The sequence below is a fragment of the Chryseobacterium fluminis genome (assembly GCF_026314945.1).
Classification (GTDB): domain Bacteria; phylum Bacteroidota; class Bacteroidia; order Flavobacteriales; family Weeksellaceae; genus Chryseobacterium; species Chryseobacterium fluminis.
The window spans coordinates 1,202,865-1,219,964 of the sequence record NZ_CP111121.1; the positions used below are offsets into that span (position 1 = coordinate 1,202,865).

Annotated in this window: 19 protein-coding genes; 10 read left to right on the forward strand and 9 right to left on the reverse strand. The window is 39.2% G+C overall.

The window, feature by feature from the left end; translation table 11 throughout:
• Positions 1-18: 18 nt before the first annotated feature.
• The 4 genes from ODZ84_RS05530 to ODZ84_RS05545 all read right to left on the reverse strand — a co-directional run bounded on the left by ODZ84_RS05530 (position 19) and on the right by ODZ84_RS05545 (position 3,275).
• The gene (locus ODZ84_RS05530; protein ID WP_266175998.1) at positions 19-744 is read right to left on the reverse strand and encodes an SDR family oxidoreductase; all 726 of its coding nucleotides are present in this window, start codon (positions 742-744) and stop codon (positions 19-21) included.
• Between the two features lie 33 nt (positions 745-777).
• Positions 778-1,500, reverse strand: a complete 723-nt coding sequence (locus ODZ84_RS05535; RefSeq protein WP_266175999.1) for an SDR family oxidoreductase — start codon at positions 1,498-1,500, stop codon at positions 778-780.
• Between the two features lie 40 nt (positions 1,501-1,540).
• A complete protein-coding gene (locus tag ODZ84_RS05540; RefSeq protein WP_266176000.1) occupies positions 1,541-2,437 on the reverse strand; it encodes an SDR family oxidoreductase in 897 nt (298 codons plus the stop codon).
• 358 nt (positions 2,438-2,795) lie between these two features.
• Entirely contained in the window at positions 2,796-3,275 is a 480-nt protein-coding gene (locus tag ODZ84_RS05545; protein ID WP_266176001.1) for an NAD(P)H-binding protein, read from the reverse strand.
• Between the two features lie 372 nt (positions 3,276-3,647).
• On the opposite strand from ODZ84_RS05545, the gene ODZ84_RS05550 reads away from it, so the two are divergent.
• The 6 genes from ODZ84_RS05550 to ODZ84_RS05570 all read left to right on the forward strand — a co-directional run bounded on the left by ODZ84_RS05550 (position 3,648) and on the right by ODZ84_RS05570 (position 9,122).
• A complete protein-coding gene (locus tag ODZ84_RS05550; protein ID WP_266176002.1) occupies positions 3,648-6,116 on the forward strand; it encodes a glycoside hydrolase family 95 protein in 2,469 nt (822 codons plus the stop codon).
• Between the two features lie 616 nt (positions 6,117-6,732).
• Positions 6,733-6,906 carry a winged helix-turn-helix transcriptional regulator gene (locus tag ODZ84_RS05555; RefSeq protein ID WP_266176003.1) on the forward strand — a complete coding sequence of 58 codons (174 nt, stop codon included), beginning with the start codon at positions 6,733-6,735 and terminating at the stop codon, positions 6,904-6,906.
• Positions 6,907-7,323: 417 nt separating this feature from the next.
• Entirely contained in the window at positions 7,324-8,169 is an 846-nt protein-coding gene (locus ODZ84_RS05560; protein WP_266176004.1) for a helix-turn-helix domain-containing protein, read from the forward strand.
• Positions 8,170-8,221: 52 nt separating this feature from the next.
• Entirely contained in the window at positions 8,222-8,644 is a 423-nt protein-coding gene (locus ODZ84_RS05565) for a DinB family protein (protein WP_266176005.1), read from the forward strand.
• Positions 8,587-8,715: a DinB family protein gene (locus ODZ84_RS23590; protein WP_408612388.1), complete on the forward strand. Its 129-nt coding sequence runs from the start codon at positions 8,587-8,589 to the stop codon at positions 8,713-8,715. Before ODZ84_RS05565 ends, ODZ84_RS23590 begins: the two co-directional genes overlap by 58 nt.
• Before the next feature lie 233 nt (positions 8,716-8,948).
• A complete protein-coding gene (locus ODZ84_RS05570) occupies positions 8,949-9,122 on the forward strand; it encodes a hypothetical protein (RefSeq protein ID WP_266176006.1) in 174 nt (57 codons plus the stop codon).
• A gap of 439 nt (positions 9,123-9,561) precedes the next feature.
• Here ODZ84_RS05570 and ODZ84_RS05575 read toward each other — a convergent pair whose 3' ends face one another.
• Positions 9,562-9,933 carry a hypothetical protein gene (locus ODZ84_RS05575; RefSeq protein ID WP_266176007.1) on the reverse strand — a complete coding sequence of 124 codons (372 nt, stop codon included), beginning with the start codon at positions 9,931-9,933 and terminating at the stop codon, positions 9,562-9,564.
• A complete protein-coding gene (locus ODZ84_RS05580; protein WP_266176008.1) occupies positions 9,933-11,105 on the reverse strand; it encodes an FAD-dependent monooxygenase in 1,173 nt (390 codons plus the stop codon). The genes ODZ84_RS05575 and ODZ84_RS05580 overlap by 1 nt, the downstream gene beginning before the upstream one ends.
• Before the next feature lie 15 nt (positions 11,106-11,120).
• Here ODZ84_RS05580 and ODZ84_RS05585 point away from each other — a divergent pair, with 15 nt between their 5' ends.
• Both ODZ84_RS05585 and ODZ84_RS05590 read left to right on the forward strand, forming a co-directional pair.
• Positions 11,121-12,152 carry a helix-turn-helix domain-containing protein gene (locus ODZ84_RS05585; protein WP_266176009.1) on the forward strand — a complete coding sequence of 344 codons (1,032 nt, stop codon included), beginning with the start codon at positions 11,121-11,123 and terminating at the stop codon, positions 12,150-12,152.
• Between the two features lie 227 nt (positions 12,153-12,379).
• Positions 12,380-13,737, forward strand: a protein-coding gene (locus tag ODZ84_RS05590; protein ID WP_408612347.1) for an IS3 family transposase whose coding sequence is annotated in 2 segments (ribosomal slippage) — positions 12,380-12,715 and positions 12,718-13,737 — 1,356 coding nt in all. Because the reading frame shifts where the segments join, the coding sequence is not laid out codon by codon here.
• A 155-nt stretch (positions 13,738-13,892) separates the two neighbouring features.
• Here ODZ84_RS05590 and ODZ84_RS05595 read toward each other — a convergent pair.
• The 3 genes from ODZ84_RS05595 to ODZ84_RS05605 are packed head-to-tail and all read right to left on the reverse strand — an operon-like array spanning position 13,893 to position 14,800.
• Positions 13,893-14,264 (reverse strand): hypothetical protein, encoded by a 372-nt coding sequence (locus ODZ84_RS05595; protein ID WP_266176010.1) that lies wholly within the window; start codon positions 14,262-14,264, stop codon positions 13,893-13,895.
• Between the two features lie 38 nt (positions 14,265-14,302).
• Positions 14,303-14,644, reverse strand: a complete 342-nt coding sequence (locus ODZ84_RS05600; protein ID WP_323136932.1) for a beta-1,6-N-acetylglucosaminyltransferase — start codon at positions 14,642-14,644, stop codon at positions 14,303-14,305.
• On the reverse strand, positions 14,645-14,800 hold the full coding sequence (locus tag ODZ84_RS05605; protein ID WP_266176011.1) for a hypothetical protein: 156 nt from the start codon (positions 14,798-14,800) through the stop codon (positions 14,645-14,647).
• Positions 14,801-15,237: 437 nt separating this feature from the next.
• On the opposite strand from ODZ84_RS05605, the gene ODZ84_RS05610 reads away from it, so the two are divergent.
• Complete coding sequence (locus tag ODZ84_RS05610; RefSeq protein WP_266176012.1) at positions 15,238-15,432, forward strand: cold-shock protein; 195 nt, start codon at positions 15,238-15,240, stop codon at positions 15,430-15,432.
• 571 nt (positions 15,433-16,003) lie between these two features.
• Complete coding sequence (locus ODZ84_RS05615; protein WP_266177333.1) at positions 16,004-17,095, forward strand: calcium:proton antiporter; 1,092 nt, start codon at positions 16,004-16,006, stop codon at positions 17,093-17,095.
• Positions 17,096-17,100: the final 5 nt, after the last annotated feature.

The window sequence follows — 17,100 nt, forward strand, 5'->3', positions numbered from 1 at the left end:
TTTACCCGCAAAGTTCAGCTATGGGTTCATCTTGTTAAAAATGTCTGTGATGGTACGGTTATTTTCATCTGCTCTTTCTTTGCTGTAACCGAAAGTCAGCTCCTTACTGCCCTGTACAAGCTGCTTGAAAATGGAATCGATGAACTCACTTACTTCCGGATATCCATCATGGTGGCCCGGTCCGCCAAGGTCCGTATGTAGGGCAGGAGGATTGATCTCTATAACTGCTATACCCCGCGCTTCAAACTGCTTCCGGAGAGAAAGTGTAAATGAGCGCAGAAACGCTTTAGTCGCACAATAAACCGGCATGGCTGCAGAAGGTACGAAAGCCAGGCCAGAGGTAACATTCACAATAGTCTTCATTGTTGGCAGTCCTGCAAACAGGCTGATAAGTAAAATCGGAGCCAAAACGTTAACGTTGATCTCCTTAACCGCTCTGACGTAAAAATCGGCATCTGCGATATCCATCCGGTTCTGGATACCCGCATTATTGATCAATATGTTCAGATCAGCATGGTTCGCTACAACCCATTGATGAAGCTTTCGCACCTCTTCTTCCCGTGAGACGTCACATACTACTGGTATTACACTTAAGGGAAAGCGCGCAGCCACTTCATCAAGTCTGTCCTTCCGCCTCCCGCAGATAATGATGGTATTGCCCTGCTCTACCAGTTTTTCGGTAAGTCCCAGACCGATCCCGGAGGCTCCCCCCGTAATAAGTATTTTCTGATTTGAGATTTTCATTCCTTTCTGTTTAAGATTTAAGATTCCTAACTATTACCAAGGTACTTCGCCTTCTTCCCGGAAGAATTTTCCTGTCGGACCTTCAGACCCAATGGTCGCCAATTTAACAATAGGCTTTGCCCCCTCTGCCGCCGTCTTAAATCCGGCGAATCCGTTGAGATCAGTGGCGGTATAGCCTGGAGTGACACTATTGATTTTGAATTTTGAATTTTTAAACTCATTTGCGAACGCAATAGTAAATGCATTAAGGGCGGTTTTAGTTGAACCGTATACATGGTACAGGTCCCAGTTTGGATTACGGCTTTCACTGGTCTGCATGGTTAGAGAGCCTACTTCACTTGAAACATTGACAATAACCGGCTGGCTGGCTTTTTCCAAAAGTGGTATCATTGCCTGTGTGGTCTGGATCACGCCGAAAACATTGGTCTCGAATAATTCCTTGACTACCGATATGTCACACTGTGAGATGTTCTGCGGCTGTGGGCCAGCAGTACCGGCGTTGTTGATCAATATATCCAACACATCAATTTTGGAGGCTAAAGTTGAAGCAGCGTTGTGAACTGAGCTTAGGTCTGATACATCAATTTCTAAAGCTTCCACAGCTGAAATGCCCGATTCTTTTAATTGATCCACAGACTCCAGACCTTTATGAAGGTCACGGCAACCTAAAAAAACATGGTATCCTAATTCAGCCATCTGTTTGGCAACCTCAAATCCGATACCCTTGTTAGCACCGGTAACCAATACATTTTTCATTTGTTTCTGTTTAAAATTTAATTAATGCACTATGACAAGCTTAGGCATTGTAAGCTTTTGCAAATTCTTTGGCATAATCACTCATCTTCACTTTACCTACTGCCGAAGGTCTGTGCTGCTGATAATCCTCAAACAATTTTCCCGAATGCATGGCCGCATTCATTTCCACCAGTCCGGCAGCCTGATTTTGCGCCATGCCGATTGAAACCAGTCTATCCTGTTGTTGCTTATCAGAAATTAGCTCCCATTTTAAATCAGGAATTCCTATGGCCGTGCCTAATATGGATGCCGTTTCATTGCATGAAAGCTCATCGCTTACCACGTAACGAAATTTTCTTCCCTGCGCAGGCGAATCAAGTTCTTCAGCGATCACTTCTGCCACATCGACAGGAGAAACCCAGGCAATGATATCGTCTCCACCATAGTTAGCAGTGATCTTTCCTGTATGTTTGATTCCTGGAACAAAGCTGAGAAGATTATAATAAATAGCAAGGGCACGGACATGCGTCAGGGATATATCCGAAGGTAACTCCCGGAGGATATTCTCTACCAAATGATGGAAGTGAAGCATCCCGTTATCTTTGTTTGTGTGCGCACCGATACTGCTTAGATGTACCACGTGCTTCACTCCCGAATTTAAAACTGCTTCGACGAAATTACGTCCCAGTTTTCCGTAGTAGGCTGCTATATCCAATTCCTTATCAAAGAAGTCTACGGGCGGTTCCATAAGGTATACCGCATCTGACCCAGAAAATGCCGCCGTAAGAAATTTTACATCTTCAACAGAACCAACTGCTGCTTTAGCACCGAGCGCTTCAATAGCCGTTTCTTTTCCCGGATCTGTACTGATCACCGTAACTTCATGTCCCTTCAAAATAAGATCATTTGCCAATGGTTTTCCTATATTGCCCAATGAACCTGTCAGTGTAATTTTCATTTTTTCTATTTTGTTTATACAAATCTATGGCTAAATTCAGTAGACGATGTATCTATATCTGACTTTGATGTAGCCAAATATGACCACCTTTAAAATTAACACTCAAATTTGTAAATTGCATTTGGTCAATCAACAACGAAAATCTAAACGCGGATATTTGCAATTGCTGGACGAAATTGCTCCAGCCAAACTCTTGACATTAAGGCAAGGAACATTTGCCGTTGTTAAACAATTATTATTAATCGACATTACTCGGTAATTGCCAAATGTCCAGCCACAATTCCTGCGACATCTTTTGTTGCTACCATAGGGATGGCGTGGTCGCCATCCGCTGCTGTGCCGTTTATCCCTTCGTTTTTCACCAAAGGAATGTTCTTAAGAAGTTCTCCATAAAATAGGCAGACCTTATGTGTAATACATTGACATCGTCCAACTGATTTAACCTGACCTCCTGTTCTCCGGTCCCGCCCATTATCCCATTTCCTTCGTGCATATGGGACCCCAGACTGCTCATATTTACGATGTACCTGATGCCTGATTTTTCGATGGCCTCAATCAGTTTACTTGTTACCTGTCTTTGGTAGGCCCTTGTATTTTCGGCCTTAACATTGTCCGGTAATAGCACAAAAGCACTATCGGCATTTCTGAAGGCATTGGTCAATGTATCCATATCGCTCATATCTCTGGAAATGATTTCCGCACCCAAGTTTCGAAATCTTTCCAGCTTTTCCGGGTTCCTTGTTACCAATTTTACCTGATGGCCTTCGTTTAAAAGGATCTCCGAAATTTTGCTTCCTACTGTTCCTGTTGCTCCGAGAACTACGATTCTATTTTTCATTTTTTAAAAATTAATTGTTATTATTTACTTTACAAAGATGCTGTGATGAAAGAGGTAAAACTTGTATCATATCACTATTGTTAGCTGTTCTTCCAGTTGGTTCCGGCTTCCAGTTGACCTGTTTTTAATAGCCTACAGAGTATCAAGCTAAAGGTCATTAAGCATTACTCAGCACAACTTATTTAATGAACGATTATTTAAAAGGTAGGGATCAAATCTCTGAAACGTAAGTGCGCCATCAATATATTTTAGAGATTAAATATTAATTTAAATCACTATTTTTGAACACTGAGGGATTTTGCATCTCATAAAGGATTATTTTTTTGATATAAAATTATAGCAACATCAATGTATTATATAAACGTAATCGACATGATTCGAAGAAAAATTGCACTTTTTTTTATAGTAACTGTATTCTCCATAACTGGTCAAGCACAGCAGAATTTAAAATTAACCTATAACAAACCTGCAGAAACCTGGAATGAAGCCCTGCCCATCGGAAACGGAAAATTGGGCGCAATGGTTTTTGGTGGTGCTACTCAAGAACATCTTCAGTTAAACGAGGAAACTATTTGGGCTGGCGAGCCTGGAAACAACGTTCCGAAGAACACTTTCGACAGCATTCAGAAAATTAGAAAATTACTGAATGAAAGCAAGTTTGAAGAAGCACAAGATCTTTCCAACAGAACCTACCCTAGACAGGCTTCAAAAGACCTGAATTACGGAATGCCGTATCAAACGATGGGCGACCTTTTTTTGGATTTTAAAGGTCACGAAAACTTTAAAAATTACAACAGGACCTTAGATATTGAAAAGGCGGTCAGCACGGTTTCTTACGAAGTGAACGGCGTGACTTTCAAACGTGAGGTCTTCTCCTCATTTGTCGATAATGTAATTATGATCAAATTATCTTCCAGCAAAAAAGGAAGTTTGAATTTCAACATCAATGCTTCCACCCCACATCTTAAAAAATCAATCTTTACCGAGAAAGACCAACTGGTGATCAACGGAACGAGCGGATCTGTTGATAATAAAACAGGGAAGATCAACTTCAAAACAATTGCTCTTCCTATTTTAAAAGGCGGGAAATTAAGTTCGAACGGAAATCAGTTAAATATTTCTGGAGCGGATGAGGTGGTGGTCTATGTTTCAATCGCAACCAATTTCAAAAAATACAATGACCTTTCGGGAAATCCTGATGCGAGAGTTTCGGAATATTTAAAATCAGCATCAAACAAAAAATATGATGCTGAACTGAAAGCGCATATTGAAAAATACCAGAAATTTTTCCAACGCGTAAGTCTTGATCTGGGAACAACCGAGCAGGCAAAGAAGACAACCGATGTCAGAATAAAAGAGTTCGGAACTTCCAGTGACCCAGATCTTGTAGCTTTATACTTCCAATTTGGAAGGTATCTACTCATTTCATCTTCACAACCGGGAACACAGCCTGCAAACCTGCAGGGAATCTGGAATTATCAACTGAATCCGGCTTGGGACAGCAAATATACGGTCAATATCAATACAGAAATGAATTACTGGCCGGCAGAAAACACCAACCTCAGCGAAATGCACGAGCCTTTGTTTGATATGATCCAGGACCTATCAATTACCGGGCAAGAATCTGCCAAAGAAATGTACCACGCCAGAGGCTGGAATATGCATCATAACACCGATCTCTGGAGAATCACAGGAATCGTGGATGGTGGTTTCTACGGAATGTGGCCGATGGGTGGCGCTTGGCTCACACAGCACGTGTGGAACCATTATTTATACACCGGAGATAAAGTTTTCCTGAAAAAGAATTATGATGTCTTGAAAGGTGCTGCATTATTTTATCTTGATGTTCTTCAGCCAGATCCTTCCAAGCAATATCTGGTGGTTTCCCCTTCGATGTCGCCCGAGAACACTTATATGAAAAGTGTGGGAATCACGGCTGGAACTACGATGGACAACCAATTGGTCTTTGATGTTTTCAACAACTTTATTAATGCTTCAAAAATCCTTAATGAAGATAAAGTCCTTTCTGATGAAGTTAAAACAGCTTTAAGCAAACTTCCGCCAATGCAGATCGGGCAGCACGCCCAATTGCAGGAATGGCTGAAAGATATGGACAGAACCAATGACAAACACAGGCATATATCGCATTTGTACGGTTTATTTCCCTCAGGACAGATCTCGCCTTTCAGGAATGCTGACCTGGCTGAAGCTGCAAAAAATTCAATGCTTTACCGTGGTGACAAGTCCACAGGTTGGTCTATGGGCTGGAAGGTAAACTGGTGGGCAAGACTATTGGATGGAAACCGAGCTTTTAAATTGATCTCAGACCAATTGACACCTGCTCCGATGGAGACCAAAGGTCAATCTGGAGGAACGTACCCGAATCTTTTGGATGCACATCCACCGTTTCAAATCGATGGAAATTTTGGGTGTACCTCAGGGATCGCGGAGATGTTACTGCAAAGTTACGACGGCTACTTATACCTTCTTCCAGCACTTCCTGATGCATTACCGAACGGTTCCGTGAAAGGCTTGAAAGCCAGAGGCGGTTTTGAGATCGATATGGACTGGAAAAATTCTAGGCTGACGAAATTAAACATAAAATCTACTTTAGGTGGAAATGCAAGAATAAAAATTGATGCGAAATTATCCTTAATATCTTCAAAAAATCAGTTTCGTCTAGCAAAAGGAGAAAATCCTAATGAATATTATCAAGTGAATGCAATTAAAACGCCTTTAACATCTGGGAAAGCGGAACTGAAAGGATTCGAAATCCCTGAAACGAAGGTGTTCGATTTCAATACTGAGAAAGGTAAGACCTATATTTTTGAAGTGAGATAATAAAATGATGCTGAAGACCTGTTAGGTCGCCACCAGTCATATTATTAAGATCACACTAATAATCATTAAATTTTGATCAAGGAGGTCCTAATTCCATCTCCGATACTGTATTCCTGAATGTAAATTAATAGCTTTTTGAAACCATTGGAAGACATCTCTGAACAACAAATTGAATATCAGATATAAAATAATTTATTTGGTGTAATACTTATTGCCAGAGGTTTTATTTCATACTTCAGAGCGAAAAATATGGTCTGTCCATTACAGCCGGTCGATCGCCGGTTTGTAAGCTTTTCCATTAGGATCTATTTGGAGTGAAGTCTTTCATACGAATTGGCACAATCTGATATTAGTGTCAAAATTATTGAACTGGGATTAGTGGAGTCGGATTTATTTGAAAAATCGCCTATTGCACTTTAGGAGGTCGTTCAACTGATGACAATAGACTGAATATTCAATTGGTATAAAAGTAACAAAAAGTTATAGTGACAAACGGTAACCAAATGAACGGTATGGAACAAGAATTTGATTTAGTTAAAGATTGCAGCCAAAAAATATTGGCGATTAGCGATACAATGGAAATTTTAAACGGAAAATGGAAAATGTCTGTTATTGAGTGCTTCTGCTACAAGCCGATGCGATACTAAGAATTGCTGAAGAGGTCAACGGAATTTCCTGGAAGATGCTTAACCGCGAGTTGAAGGATCTGGAAATAAATGAATTAATCGATCGCCATGTGCTCACTAGAGCACCTGTCGCTGTTGAATACCGGATCACAGACTATGGATAATCTCTTAGTCAACTGACCAATAATAGCAGATTGGGGGTCGATCCATGGACAACGCGTCATTGCTTGAATGTCAAAGATCCGCTCAATCTTAATGGTCAAAGTTCTTGGATTAGACAAAAGGTTAGATTGATACGTTCTTTTACTGGTATAGTAGAGTTGACAATCCTATCTACGCAATGTTTTTGCAGATCTCCTTCCATAATGAGCAAGGAACTGTTGGGAAGTGGCAGCATGTATTTGCTTTTATGATGGTCTTTCTGACTAACGTCAAAGTTTCTTGTATGTCCAAACTTGATGAATGAGTTGACCATACGTTCCATATCTGCTATCCTTATCCCTGTGCCAAGCCACAGAATCATTATTATCACAATAGACATTTAATAGAACACATTTGAATCCATAACCTAATTTAGAAATATGATAAAGACATTAACTTATACTTCTAACAAACAGGCTCCCAGAAATAAAATATTTCTGCCTCATCATCTTATTTCATTTTTGGAACAAGGGGAAAAAGTAGTGTATTATGCAAATGAGGCAACAACTATCATTGACGATCAACTTGTCATACTGTCATCAGGAAACTGTATCATGACAGAAAAAATCCCTGTAAAAAACAGCTACGTGAGCACGATGCTATTATTTGATAATACAGCATTTTCAAATTTTTTAGTAAAATATGCTTCTTTACTTGACAAGATTCCAAAATCTCAAACTGTTAAGGAAAAAAAACCGTTTGTCGTATTCGAAAAAGACGACTTTATCAGGAACTATATTACGTCACTCAAACTTGTCCAAACAAAACCCGATTCTTTTTCCGACAAATTGTTAGAATTGAAATTTGAAGAATTAATGCTTCACCTGCTTGAAAAATACCCGCATGAAATTCTTTGTTTTAACACTGAGATGAAAGAAAATTATGCTGATTTTGAAATAAGGAAAACCGTGGAACTTAATATCAGCAACAATCTTACAGTAGAGGAATTATCATTTCTGTGCCACATGAGCGTTTCAACTTTCAACCGTAAATTTATAAAACTCTACAGCGAAACACCAAGTAAATACCTACTGCAGCAAAAAATGAAATTAGCAAAATTTTTGTTGCAGCAAAATGAAAATCCAAGCGAAGTGTTTTTCAAAGTAGGTTACGAAAACCACTCCAGCTTCTCAAAATCCTTCAAGCAGGCCTTTGGCATTTGCCCTAAAGAATTTCAACACCAAAAGTTGACCGAATCCCGACAGCATTTGACCGATCAACCATAATTAAACACGATACTGCCAAGCTAACTTTGTGTCAAAATTAAACGTAAGGATAATGACAAAAAAGTATTTTACAGAATTAGCCAAATACAATAACTGGACAGACCGCATCATTATTGAATGGCTTAGGCAAATCACCGAATCACAATGGGAACAAACGATTCCAAGTAGTTTCAGCAGTATTGAAAAAACGACCGTCCATATGGTAAGTGCCAAAAAAATATGGATTGACTTCTGGAGAAAAGACCCAAATCCTATTTACCTGTCGGGCAATTTTAATGGTACAAAAGACGAACTGATCGATATCTGGGAAAATGCATCCGCAGAACTTTTAAAGTTCATAGAAAACTATTCCGAGGAATATTACCATCAACCTGTGACTTTTATATATCCAAGCGGGATAAAAGGAGAAATGATGTTTTGGCAGACTTTCCCCACTTTGTCAATCATGCAACCTATCATCGCGGGCAACTTGTGACACTACTAAGGCAAACAGGATTTACAGATTTCTCCAATACGGACCTGGCCACTTACTTTATCAAAAAATAATTTCCACTGACCTACAGAAATAAAAGACTCATATAACCTGCATATTAATAAGCGATACCGATGAATGCAAGATTTGATAATGTCACCAAGCTATTATTTGCTTGTGATGCTGAAGAAATACCTGACAAAGTTTTGGTCAGAATAAGAGAGGCAGCAGAACGCCTTAAAGCGGAGATGGAGATCTTCAGTTTACCAAGGCAATGAAATAATTAAAATCCAAAAATTCAGATTTCGTGGCAACTAATGCCATAGACCAAAAGTCACAGGGAATTAATTGCTATTATAAAAATGTGAGGTTTAACACTGTGATTACAGAAATTGCAAAAGAGATCAAAGAATATCAGGCCGATCTGCTGATGATGGCCCTAAAAATGTGGTTTTTGGGAATCCATTGTACATCGCAGTAAAATCCGACTTATGGCTTTAGGACAAGATATTGCGCTGCCTTCAAAGCAAGGCGGTTTACTTTTCTTTTTTGTTTTTGTACTTATACTAATATATGAATAGTATGATTTCATGGAATTAATGTATTTTTTTTCAAATGAATGTTAACATAATTGCAGAATAAAAGAATGCCGGATTTAGTATTTAAAGTATCATCATAAGGCTGTAATCTCAGGTTGATATATATTATTTAAAAAATTTTTTTAACGATAATCTTTATTAATATGAGAGTTAAAACAGATTTATAATCTTTAATAATGCCTCGCCATAAAAACTTTCGGAATTATTCTGAGAGAGAGAGAGTGGACTTCTCTACTCTTTGGGTAGTATCCAAGGAAAACAAGTAATAAATCTTTAAATGGCAACATACATATTTCATTATTTTATTACTTACAATAAAAATTATGGCAATTTATTACCGATCATAATAAAAGGCAATATCCCTGCAATCAATAATGCCCAAAACCATACTGGATGAGCGGTATTGAGCCATAACCAGCCCACTACGAGCATAATGGCTCCTGATACGATATAATGCTGCCTACTAGCTCCTCCGCAAAATGATATTGCCATACCTCCCAAAATGCAACTGCTGTAAACGCATATTAATTTAAGGACCAGTTGAATATTATCGGAAAATGACCATGACATCCGGTCAAACAATTCCAAAGAGGCTGGAAACAATGCACCTTGAATCTTAGCAAATACTGAACTTAAAAGTCCGATGGTCACAATTCCTGCAATCACTGAGAGTATTTTATTTAACTTCATCATTATCCTATTTTGAAATTCATCTGATCCTCCGTCAATACGATCGGATCAGTCATGATATGCTGCAGATCCATTTCGGATGCTTCGCTGAAAGCCGTAACGAAATTATCAAGCTTTTCCTTACTTGCCGGAATAAATGAAGATGCATTATTTCTTGCATTTCCTTGAAATTTCCCAATGATCGGCTGCATTAAGGTATTGTAATTCTTGAGCGCCAAACATAGGTCATTAGGATTTTCACCAATGAATTGTGCCAATGCTTTAGCCCCATAGATCGACAATGATGCGCCCATCCCCGATAAAGCGGTCGGACAATAGCCCGTGTCCCCTAACAATACAAGATTTCCATTCACCAGATCACGAGCTGTTATCATACCCATCTTATCGATAAACATTGTTCTGTTATCGCTAAAATGATCAAGTAATTCGCGCACTTCGATACTATATTCGGTGAACGAATCTTTTAAGAGATTAGGGATATGATCTCGAATGGTCGACAAGTCTCCCGTATGACGGATATAGCACTGGATTGCGATCTCATTATCTGCAATCGGATAAATGGAAAGCATTTTATTGACGTCAATATAGATCTTAAAAGAACCGATCTCATAAGAATGTTCCAACTGCAGTTTTCCACCCAGGTACAATGTATTGAAATCTTCCAATTTTGAATTTTCGAAATATCTGTCACGTGTTGGGGAGCGCAATCCTTCGGATATAATGACCAGGTCCACTTCCATTTCAGTTCCATCAGATAATGCAACGACAGTATTATTTCCTTTTTGGATAAGACTGGAGATCGTGGTACCGAATAGTATATTCACCTCATCTATAATATCTTCGTAAAGGACGTGGTGGAGCCCACCCCGTGAGATCAGTATCGAACGTTCGATATTTTTATTCATTTCTTCATAGCTGATCTTTTGTATAACCTCATCATTCCTTTCCATGAAACTGACAGATTCAGAAGGAGAAGACGCAGCTCTAAGTCTGTCTGTCAGTGCCAGTCCATCCATAATCTTGACACCAAAACTTTTCAGTGAAATTAGAAAGCCCGTCTTTGTGTAGGATGATACCCGATCGATCACTGTAACTTCATGTCCTTGTAAAGAAAGGAACCTTGCTGCTGTCAACCCAGCGATGCCGCCTCCTGCGATAAGAATATTTTTTTTCATTTTAATTCTTTTATAATGTTATGTTGCAAAATTATTATTACATTAGGAATAAAAATAGTTCCTTTCGCAATAAAAATAGTCCATAAAGATATGAGCATATATAAGAACCAACAAAAAATGCTTCAGTTGGCAAGCAAGCTGGGCATCCCGGTTTCGGAATTTGACAAAGAGCTTCATCATTTACAACTCAATGAGTTCTACATCGTTGATATGCTTCCTGAAATGATGGTCATGGTTAGATCGCTAATGGCAGATAGAACATTTTCATACTCAAGGAAACCTATCGATATCATTGGAAAAGGGTTGATGTTTTCTTTTCAGAACATCGTCAAACGTCCAACTGAGATTTCACAGGAAAAAAAAATATCATTAGCTCAGCCTCATGTTCGCATAGCACCACTCCACCTGGAGAGCGAGGTTATATTTCCAGAGGGTATCAACATCACTCAGGTCACGATCCTGATCGGACTTGGTTATCTTAAAAATTGCATAGGTTATGACCAAAGCAAGTTTGAATATCTCTTCAATGATGAAAAAACACTTTTAATTGAGGAATTTATGTCACCTGAAATGGCGGACGTGGTCAATGATATCGCCGATATTTCATCAGTAACCGTCCTTCCCGAGTTCTATTGCAAGATTAAGGTCTTACAGCTGCTTTTCCTTCTTTTCAAAAATCTTTTGGAAAGACAATATATGACCTATCAAAGCTTGCGAAGTGAAGAAATACAGGCTTTATACAAAGTACGTGACAGAATATCTTCATCTTTGGACGGTCAATTAATGCAAAATGAACTGGTGGCCATCGCTGGAATGAATATTCTTAAATTACGAAAGCTCTTTGCACAGGTCTTTGGAAAGGGACTCTTAGAGTATCACCAGCATCTTCGTATGCAGGAAGCGGCCAGGCTCATCCGTGAGGAGAAATTGTCTGTCTCAGAAGCAGGATATCGATTGGGCTTTTCGAACCTAAGTTATTTCGGGAGGCTGTTTGAAAAGCATTTTGGAATGAAACCTAAGAAATGGAGCGCACTTTATTCGATATGAACAACCGCGACGTGTCTCAAAATTTATGATTGTTTAGCATATTTATGATCGTTTAGCAATAAGAGCTATCATATACTGAGAAACAGATTCTGTTTAAAAGGTTTGCTTTGGCAGTAGCTTGACAAGATGAAAATCACATCATTTTATATATGTAAATCGTCAGCAAAAAGTGGACATTAGACATTAAAAATTTAAGGAGTGTTTTCATAAAAAGAGTAATTTTAATTATGGCAACACCGAAAAAGAAACCGACCGAGAAATTCGTAAAAGATATTCGGCAGAACACCCGCAGAATATTCACTGCAGAGCAAAAGATTTTAATCGTGATGGAAGGTCTTCGAGCGGAGACTTCCGTAGCCGAACTTTGCAGGAACCATAATATTGCACAGTCGCAGTTTTATGCCTGGAACAAGGAGTTTATGGAAGCAGGAAAGAAGCGCTTAAATGGAGATGTCGCTCGCGAGGCTACGAGTGATGAAGTATCAGATCTGAAGAAGGAAAATGCACGTTTGAAAGAGATCGTAGCTGATCTGGTCGTTCGCTATGACATTGTAAAAAAAAGTTTAGACAGGCTGGATTAATCGATAAATACAGGAAATATATGAGATTATCGGCAGCTGAGAAATACGAGATCATTCAAACGGTAACCACAAGTGAACTCGGCGTGAAACGAACCTTGGAAAGTTTTGGAATTGCTAGAAGCAGCTTTTACAAATGGTATCAAAGCTACTTGGAAAACGGCTATGATGGCTTGGAAACTACGAAAAGAACAAACCATAGGCAATGGAACAGCATTCCTGAAAGACAGAAAGATCTGGTAGTAGAGATCGCTTTGGAACACACCGAATTATCTGCAAGGGAACTGGCCTACAAAATTACCGATGAGCAAAGTGTTTTTATTTCAGAATCTAGTGTTTACCGGATTTTGAAGCAAAGAGACTTAATCCCGGCACCGAATCATTTTCTTCTTTCGGCAGCAAATGAGTTCAAAGACAAAACGGAATTTGTGCATCAAATGTGGCAGACAGATTTTACTTATTTCAAGATCATAGGCTGGGGATGGTACTATCTGAGCACGATCTTGGACGATTACAGCCGCTACATCATTCACTGGGAGCTATGCGACTCAATGAAAGCCGAAGATGTGAAACGAACGGTGGACACAGCCATTAAAAAAGCAAAATTAAAGACCAAAGCCAAACCGAAACTGCTCTCGGACAACGGTTCCTGCTACGTCTCCAATGAGTTGAAAAGCTATCTGAAAGACGATTTAAGGATGAAACAGGTTCACGGAAAACCAATGCATCCGCAGACCCAGGGCAAGATTGAACGTTATCACAGAACGATGAAAAATGTAGTGAAACTAAATCATTTTTATCATCCCGAGGAACTCATCCAGGCACTGGAGAAGTTTGTAGAAAACTACAATAACAAGCGCTATCACGAGTCGATAAATAACCTCACTCCAGCAGATGTGTACTTCGGAAGATCAGAACAGATTTTGGAAAAAAGAAAGCAAACAAAAGCGGAATCCATCCGAAAAAGAAGACAAATATATAACCAACAAAAATTAGTAAGTTTATAAATCGAAAATCCTCCTTAAGGATTTAAACTAAAATGTCTAAGTTGGTTTGAAGACGTACAAACTGCATTAAAATAATCTCAAACCTCTTTAAAAATTGACACATAAGAGGAAAGGTCCAGAAAAGCAAAATAAGACCTGAATAATTTTTCGTGTTATTATTTTGAATTCACTGAGCTTATGTAGTGCATTTTACCCTCCATATATTCGATTATTCGATCATCATGTATGTCTGTAAGCTTGTTGATGAAGAGGCTGTTACTCTCTGCCAGGAATTTCAGGAACTGGTGGTAGTAATTTTCTTTCCCTATTAATGGAGGTGCAAAAACTGCCCTTTTGTCATCATTCACTATAATATCATTGAAATCTGTATTCATAAGAACGGTCTGCAAGAACGACTCAACATGAAGCAGGGTATGCAGATAATAATCTTCAAAGTCCATTACCTTCTCATTAGTTGTGAAGAAGGAGCAAGTGTCAAGGGTAAAGATAAACCATTTTCCACCTATGTAGGGTTTAACGTTTTTCATGAACTCTCGTCTGTACATCAATGCGGACATTGTGTGGGTCAGTTCAGTAAAGTGATTCTGAATCCTGCGCAACGTGTCCGGTCTGTAAAATTTCTGATCGTAGTAGAAAATATAATTTCTCCTGCATTGACCGTGAGAAACTGCCTGATGATATCCTGAGACCTCAAGGGAAGGTCCTCTCCGCTTGAGTTGATCAGATAATCCCACTGCTTACTGGCATTGAGTAGAAATTCCATTGCATTGAGCTCTGCCTGGATGATGCTGAAGTCTCCTGATACGATATTCATACTTTCCAGGATGTATACATTAGGATACTGAACAATATAATCCTGAATCGCATCTGTTGTGTCGGAACTTGCTCTGCGCTCAATATGTATCAGCTAGAATTGATCGTGGGTATATATTTTTTCAAACAACATCTTAAAGGCCTCGGGTCGCTGATGTATCATGATAAAATAAGCGATACGAACCTGAGGTAAGGAATGTTTGTCGATCATCTGGGACACGGTCTGTGGTGTAGTTGAGAAGGTCTGCATGTTTACGGAATTTTGATCATCCGCACTGTGCAAATAATTTTATGTGTGCGTAATGTACGAATAAAATAATGATAACCAATTGTTTATAATTTTTATTTTTAGTTAATATTCATCTACATTTGCAAAGTATTCATAAAGAAAGGTTCCTGCCTTTGCTTAACCGGTCCTATGACAACGATCGGTCTTGCTTCTACAGTTCCCCCGTTTATAGATCCGATTTTTAATGATATTGAGAATGATGATTCCTTTGGTCTTAAAAAATGATGCGATATTGCAGGCCAAGACCCTGAGATGTCTTATTCATAATATCACTGAGCCACGTAGAATGACAGGCAGATAGTATAAAATTACATTTTGTCCTATTTATCAAAATTTACAACAAAAATGAAATCTGTAAAGTATACAGATACCATTATATTAATTTTTAATTTATTACAATGCAAAAAGGCACCGTAAAATTTTTCAACGAAGCAAAGGGCTTCGGTTTCATCGCGCCGTCAGAAGGTGGCGTAGATATCTTTGTACATACTTCAGGACTCGTTTCAATAGGCATTCGTGAGAACGATCAGGTTGTTTTTAATGTACAGAGAGGAGATAGAGGTTTAAGCGCCATCAACGTTAAACTGGCATAATCTGATCCATATAATAATTTATTGTTAGTTGTATTACCTGCCTCCCGCACTGTGCGAGAGGCTTTTTATCTTCTTTAAGAACACATTTTTCTTTGGCATTGAACTATTAATCAAAAAACGTAATGCGGATTATCAATAATTACAAAGAGTATTACTGGAGGGAGTAATGTCGGAATTTCACACTGGCATATCATCGGCCAGAAGCATATTGACCGCTTTGCAGATGACATACTATACCACCAGCGGATACACATGTATTAAGACAGGACATCTAATAAAGACCTTACGGATCCATTATCGCTTATGGGTACCTGACCCTTTCGCTGATCCCTTATTGGTGGAAGCAAATCGCATTGGTGTAGAATATGTGCCTTGAGATCAATTACGGCATTAAAGACCTCAGATTTGATATTTATGTAAAGGTGAATTCTAGAGTTTCATTGCATGGAACGATCAAATCAGTCAATGATTTAGGGACGAATCCAGACCTGCGGATACTGGTGATATAGTATTCCTACAGTTCAAATAGAAATAAGCCATTACCACGTGGGAAATTAAATTGCATTTCGTTATGAATCAAAATAAATATTTGCGGTATTGGACGATTGTCGTACCGGTTCTATCATGGCTCTTGTATTTCGGGAGTTTCATCTTTTCATCAGGCTATTATTCTATCCTGCTAGCTGTCCTGTTACTGGGAAGCGTGATTACTGCAGTTTACCACTCCGAAGTCTTGGCACACCGGTTGGGCGAACCTTTCGGTACGCTACTTCTTGCGTTTGCAATCACTGTTATTGAGGTGGGGCTGATTATTTCCATCATGATGGGTGCCAAAGGTCTTGAGACCATTACTTTGGCCAGAGATACCGTATTTGCAGCAGTAATGTTTATTCTAAACGGAATTATCGGTATATGCATCGTAATAGGATCTCTTCGATACAGGGAACAGGCATTTACTTTAAAAGGCGTGAGCACAGCTTTGATCACTCTGACAGCAGTGGTGGTGTTCGTATTGATCCTGCCAAATTATACGGTGAGTCATGGAGGTGGGGAATATACCTCTTTTCAATTGCTTTTTATTGCAGTGACATGTCTGTTCCTATACCTTGGTTTCACCATGGTGCAGACGATCAGGCACCGCAGTTTTTTCCGTTTCCCACAGAAAGACAGTACTGCTCATAATAATGAGACTGAGATAAAAGTTACCGGCAAAAGCAGCTATATTAGTGGTTTTATGCTGCTTGTCAGTTTGGGAGTTGTCGTGATGATGGCCAAGCTGCTTTCGAAGGACGTCGAATATCTAGTGGTGGCAGTTGGGGCGCCCAGATCCGTAGTGGGAATTATTATTGCTGGGATCGTTTTACTGCCTGAAGCTCTTGCTGCCGTAAGGGCGGCCCGAAATGATGAGATACAGACTTCTCTCAATCTGGCATTCGGCTCTGCTCTGGCAAGTATCGGTCTCAGCATTCCTGCCATCGCCATTATTTCGGTCATCAGTGGTATTAGAATGACCTTGGGGATCGATATAAAATCAACAGTATTACTGGGACTTTCCCTCTTTATTATTACAGTATCGTTAGCGACAGGAAAGACTAACATCATGCAGGGGGTTGTATTGGTCGGCATCTTTCTGATCTATCTCTTTACATCAATCGTACCATAAAGATA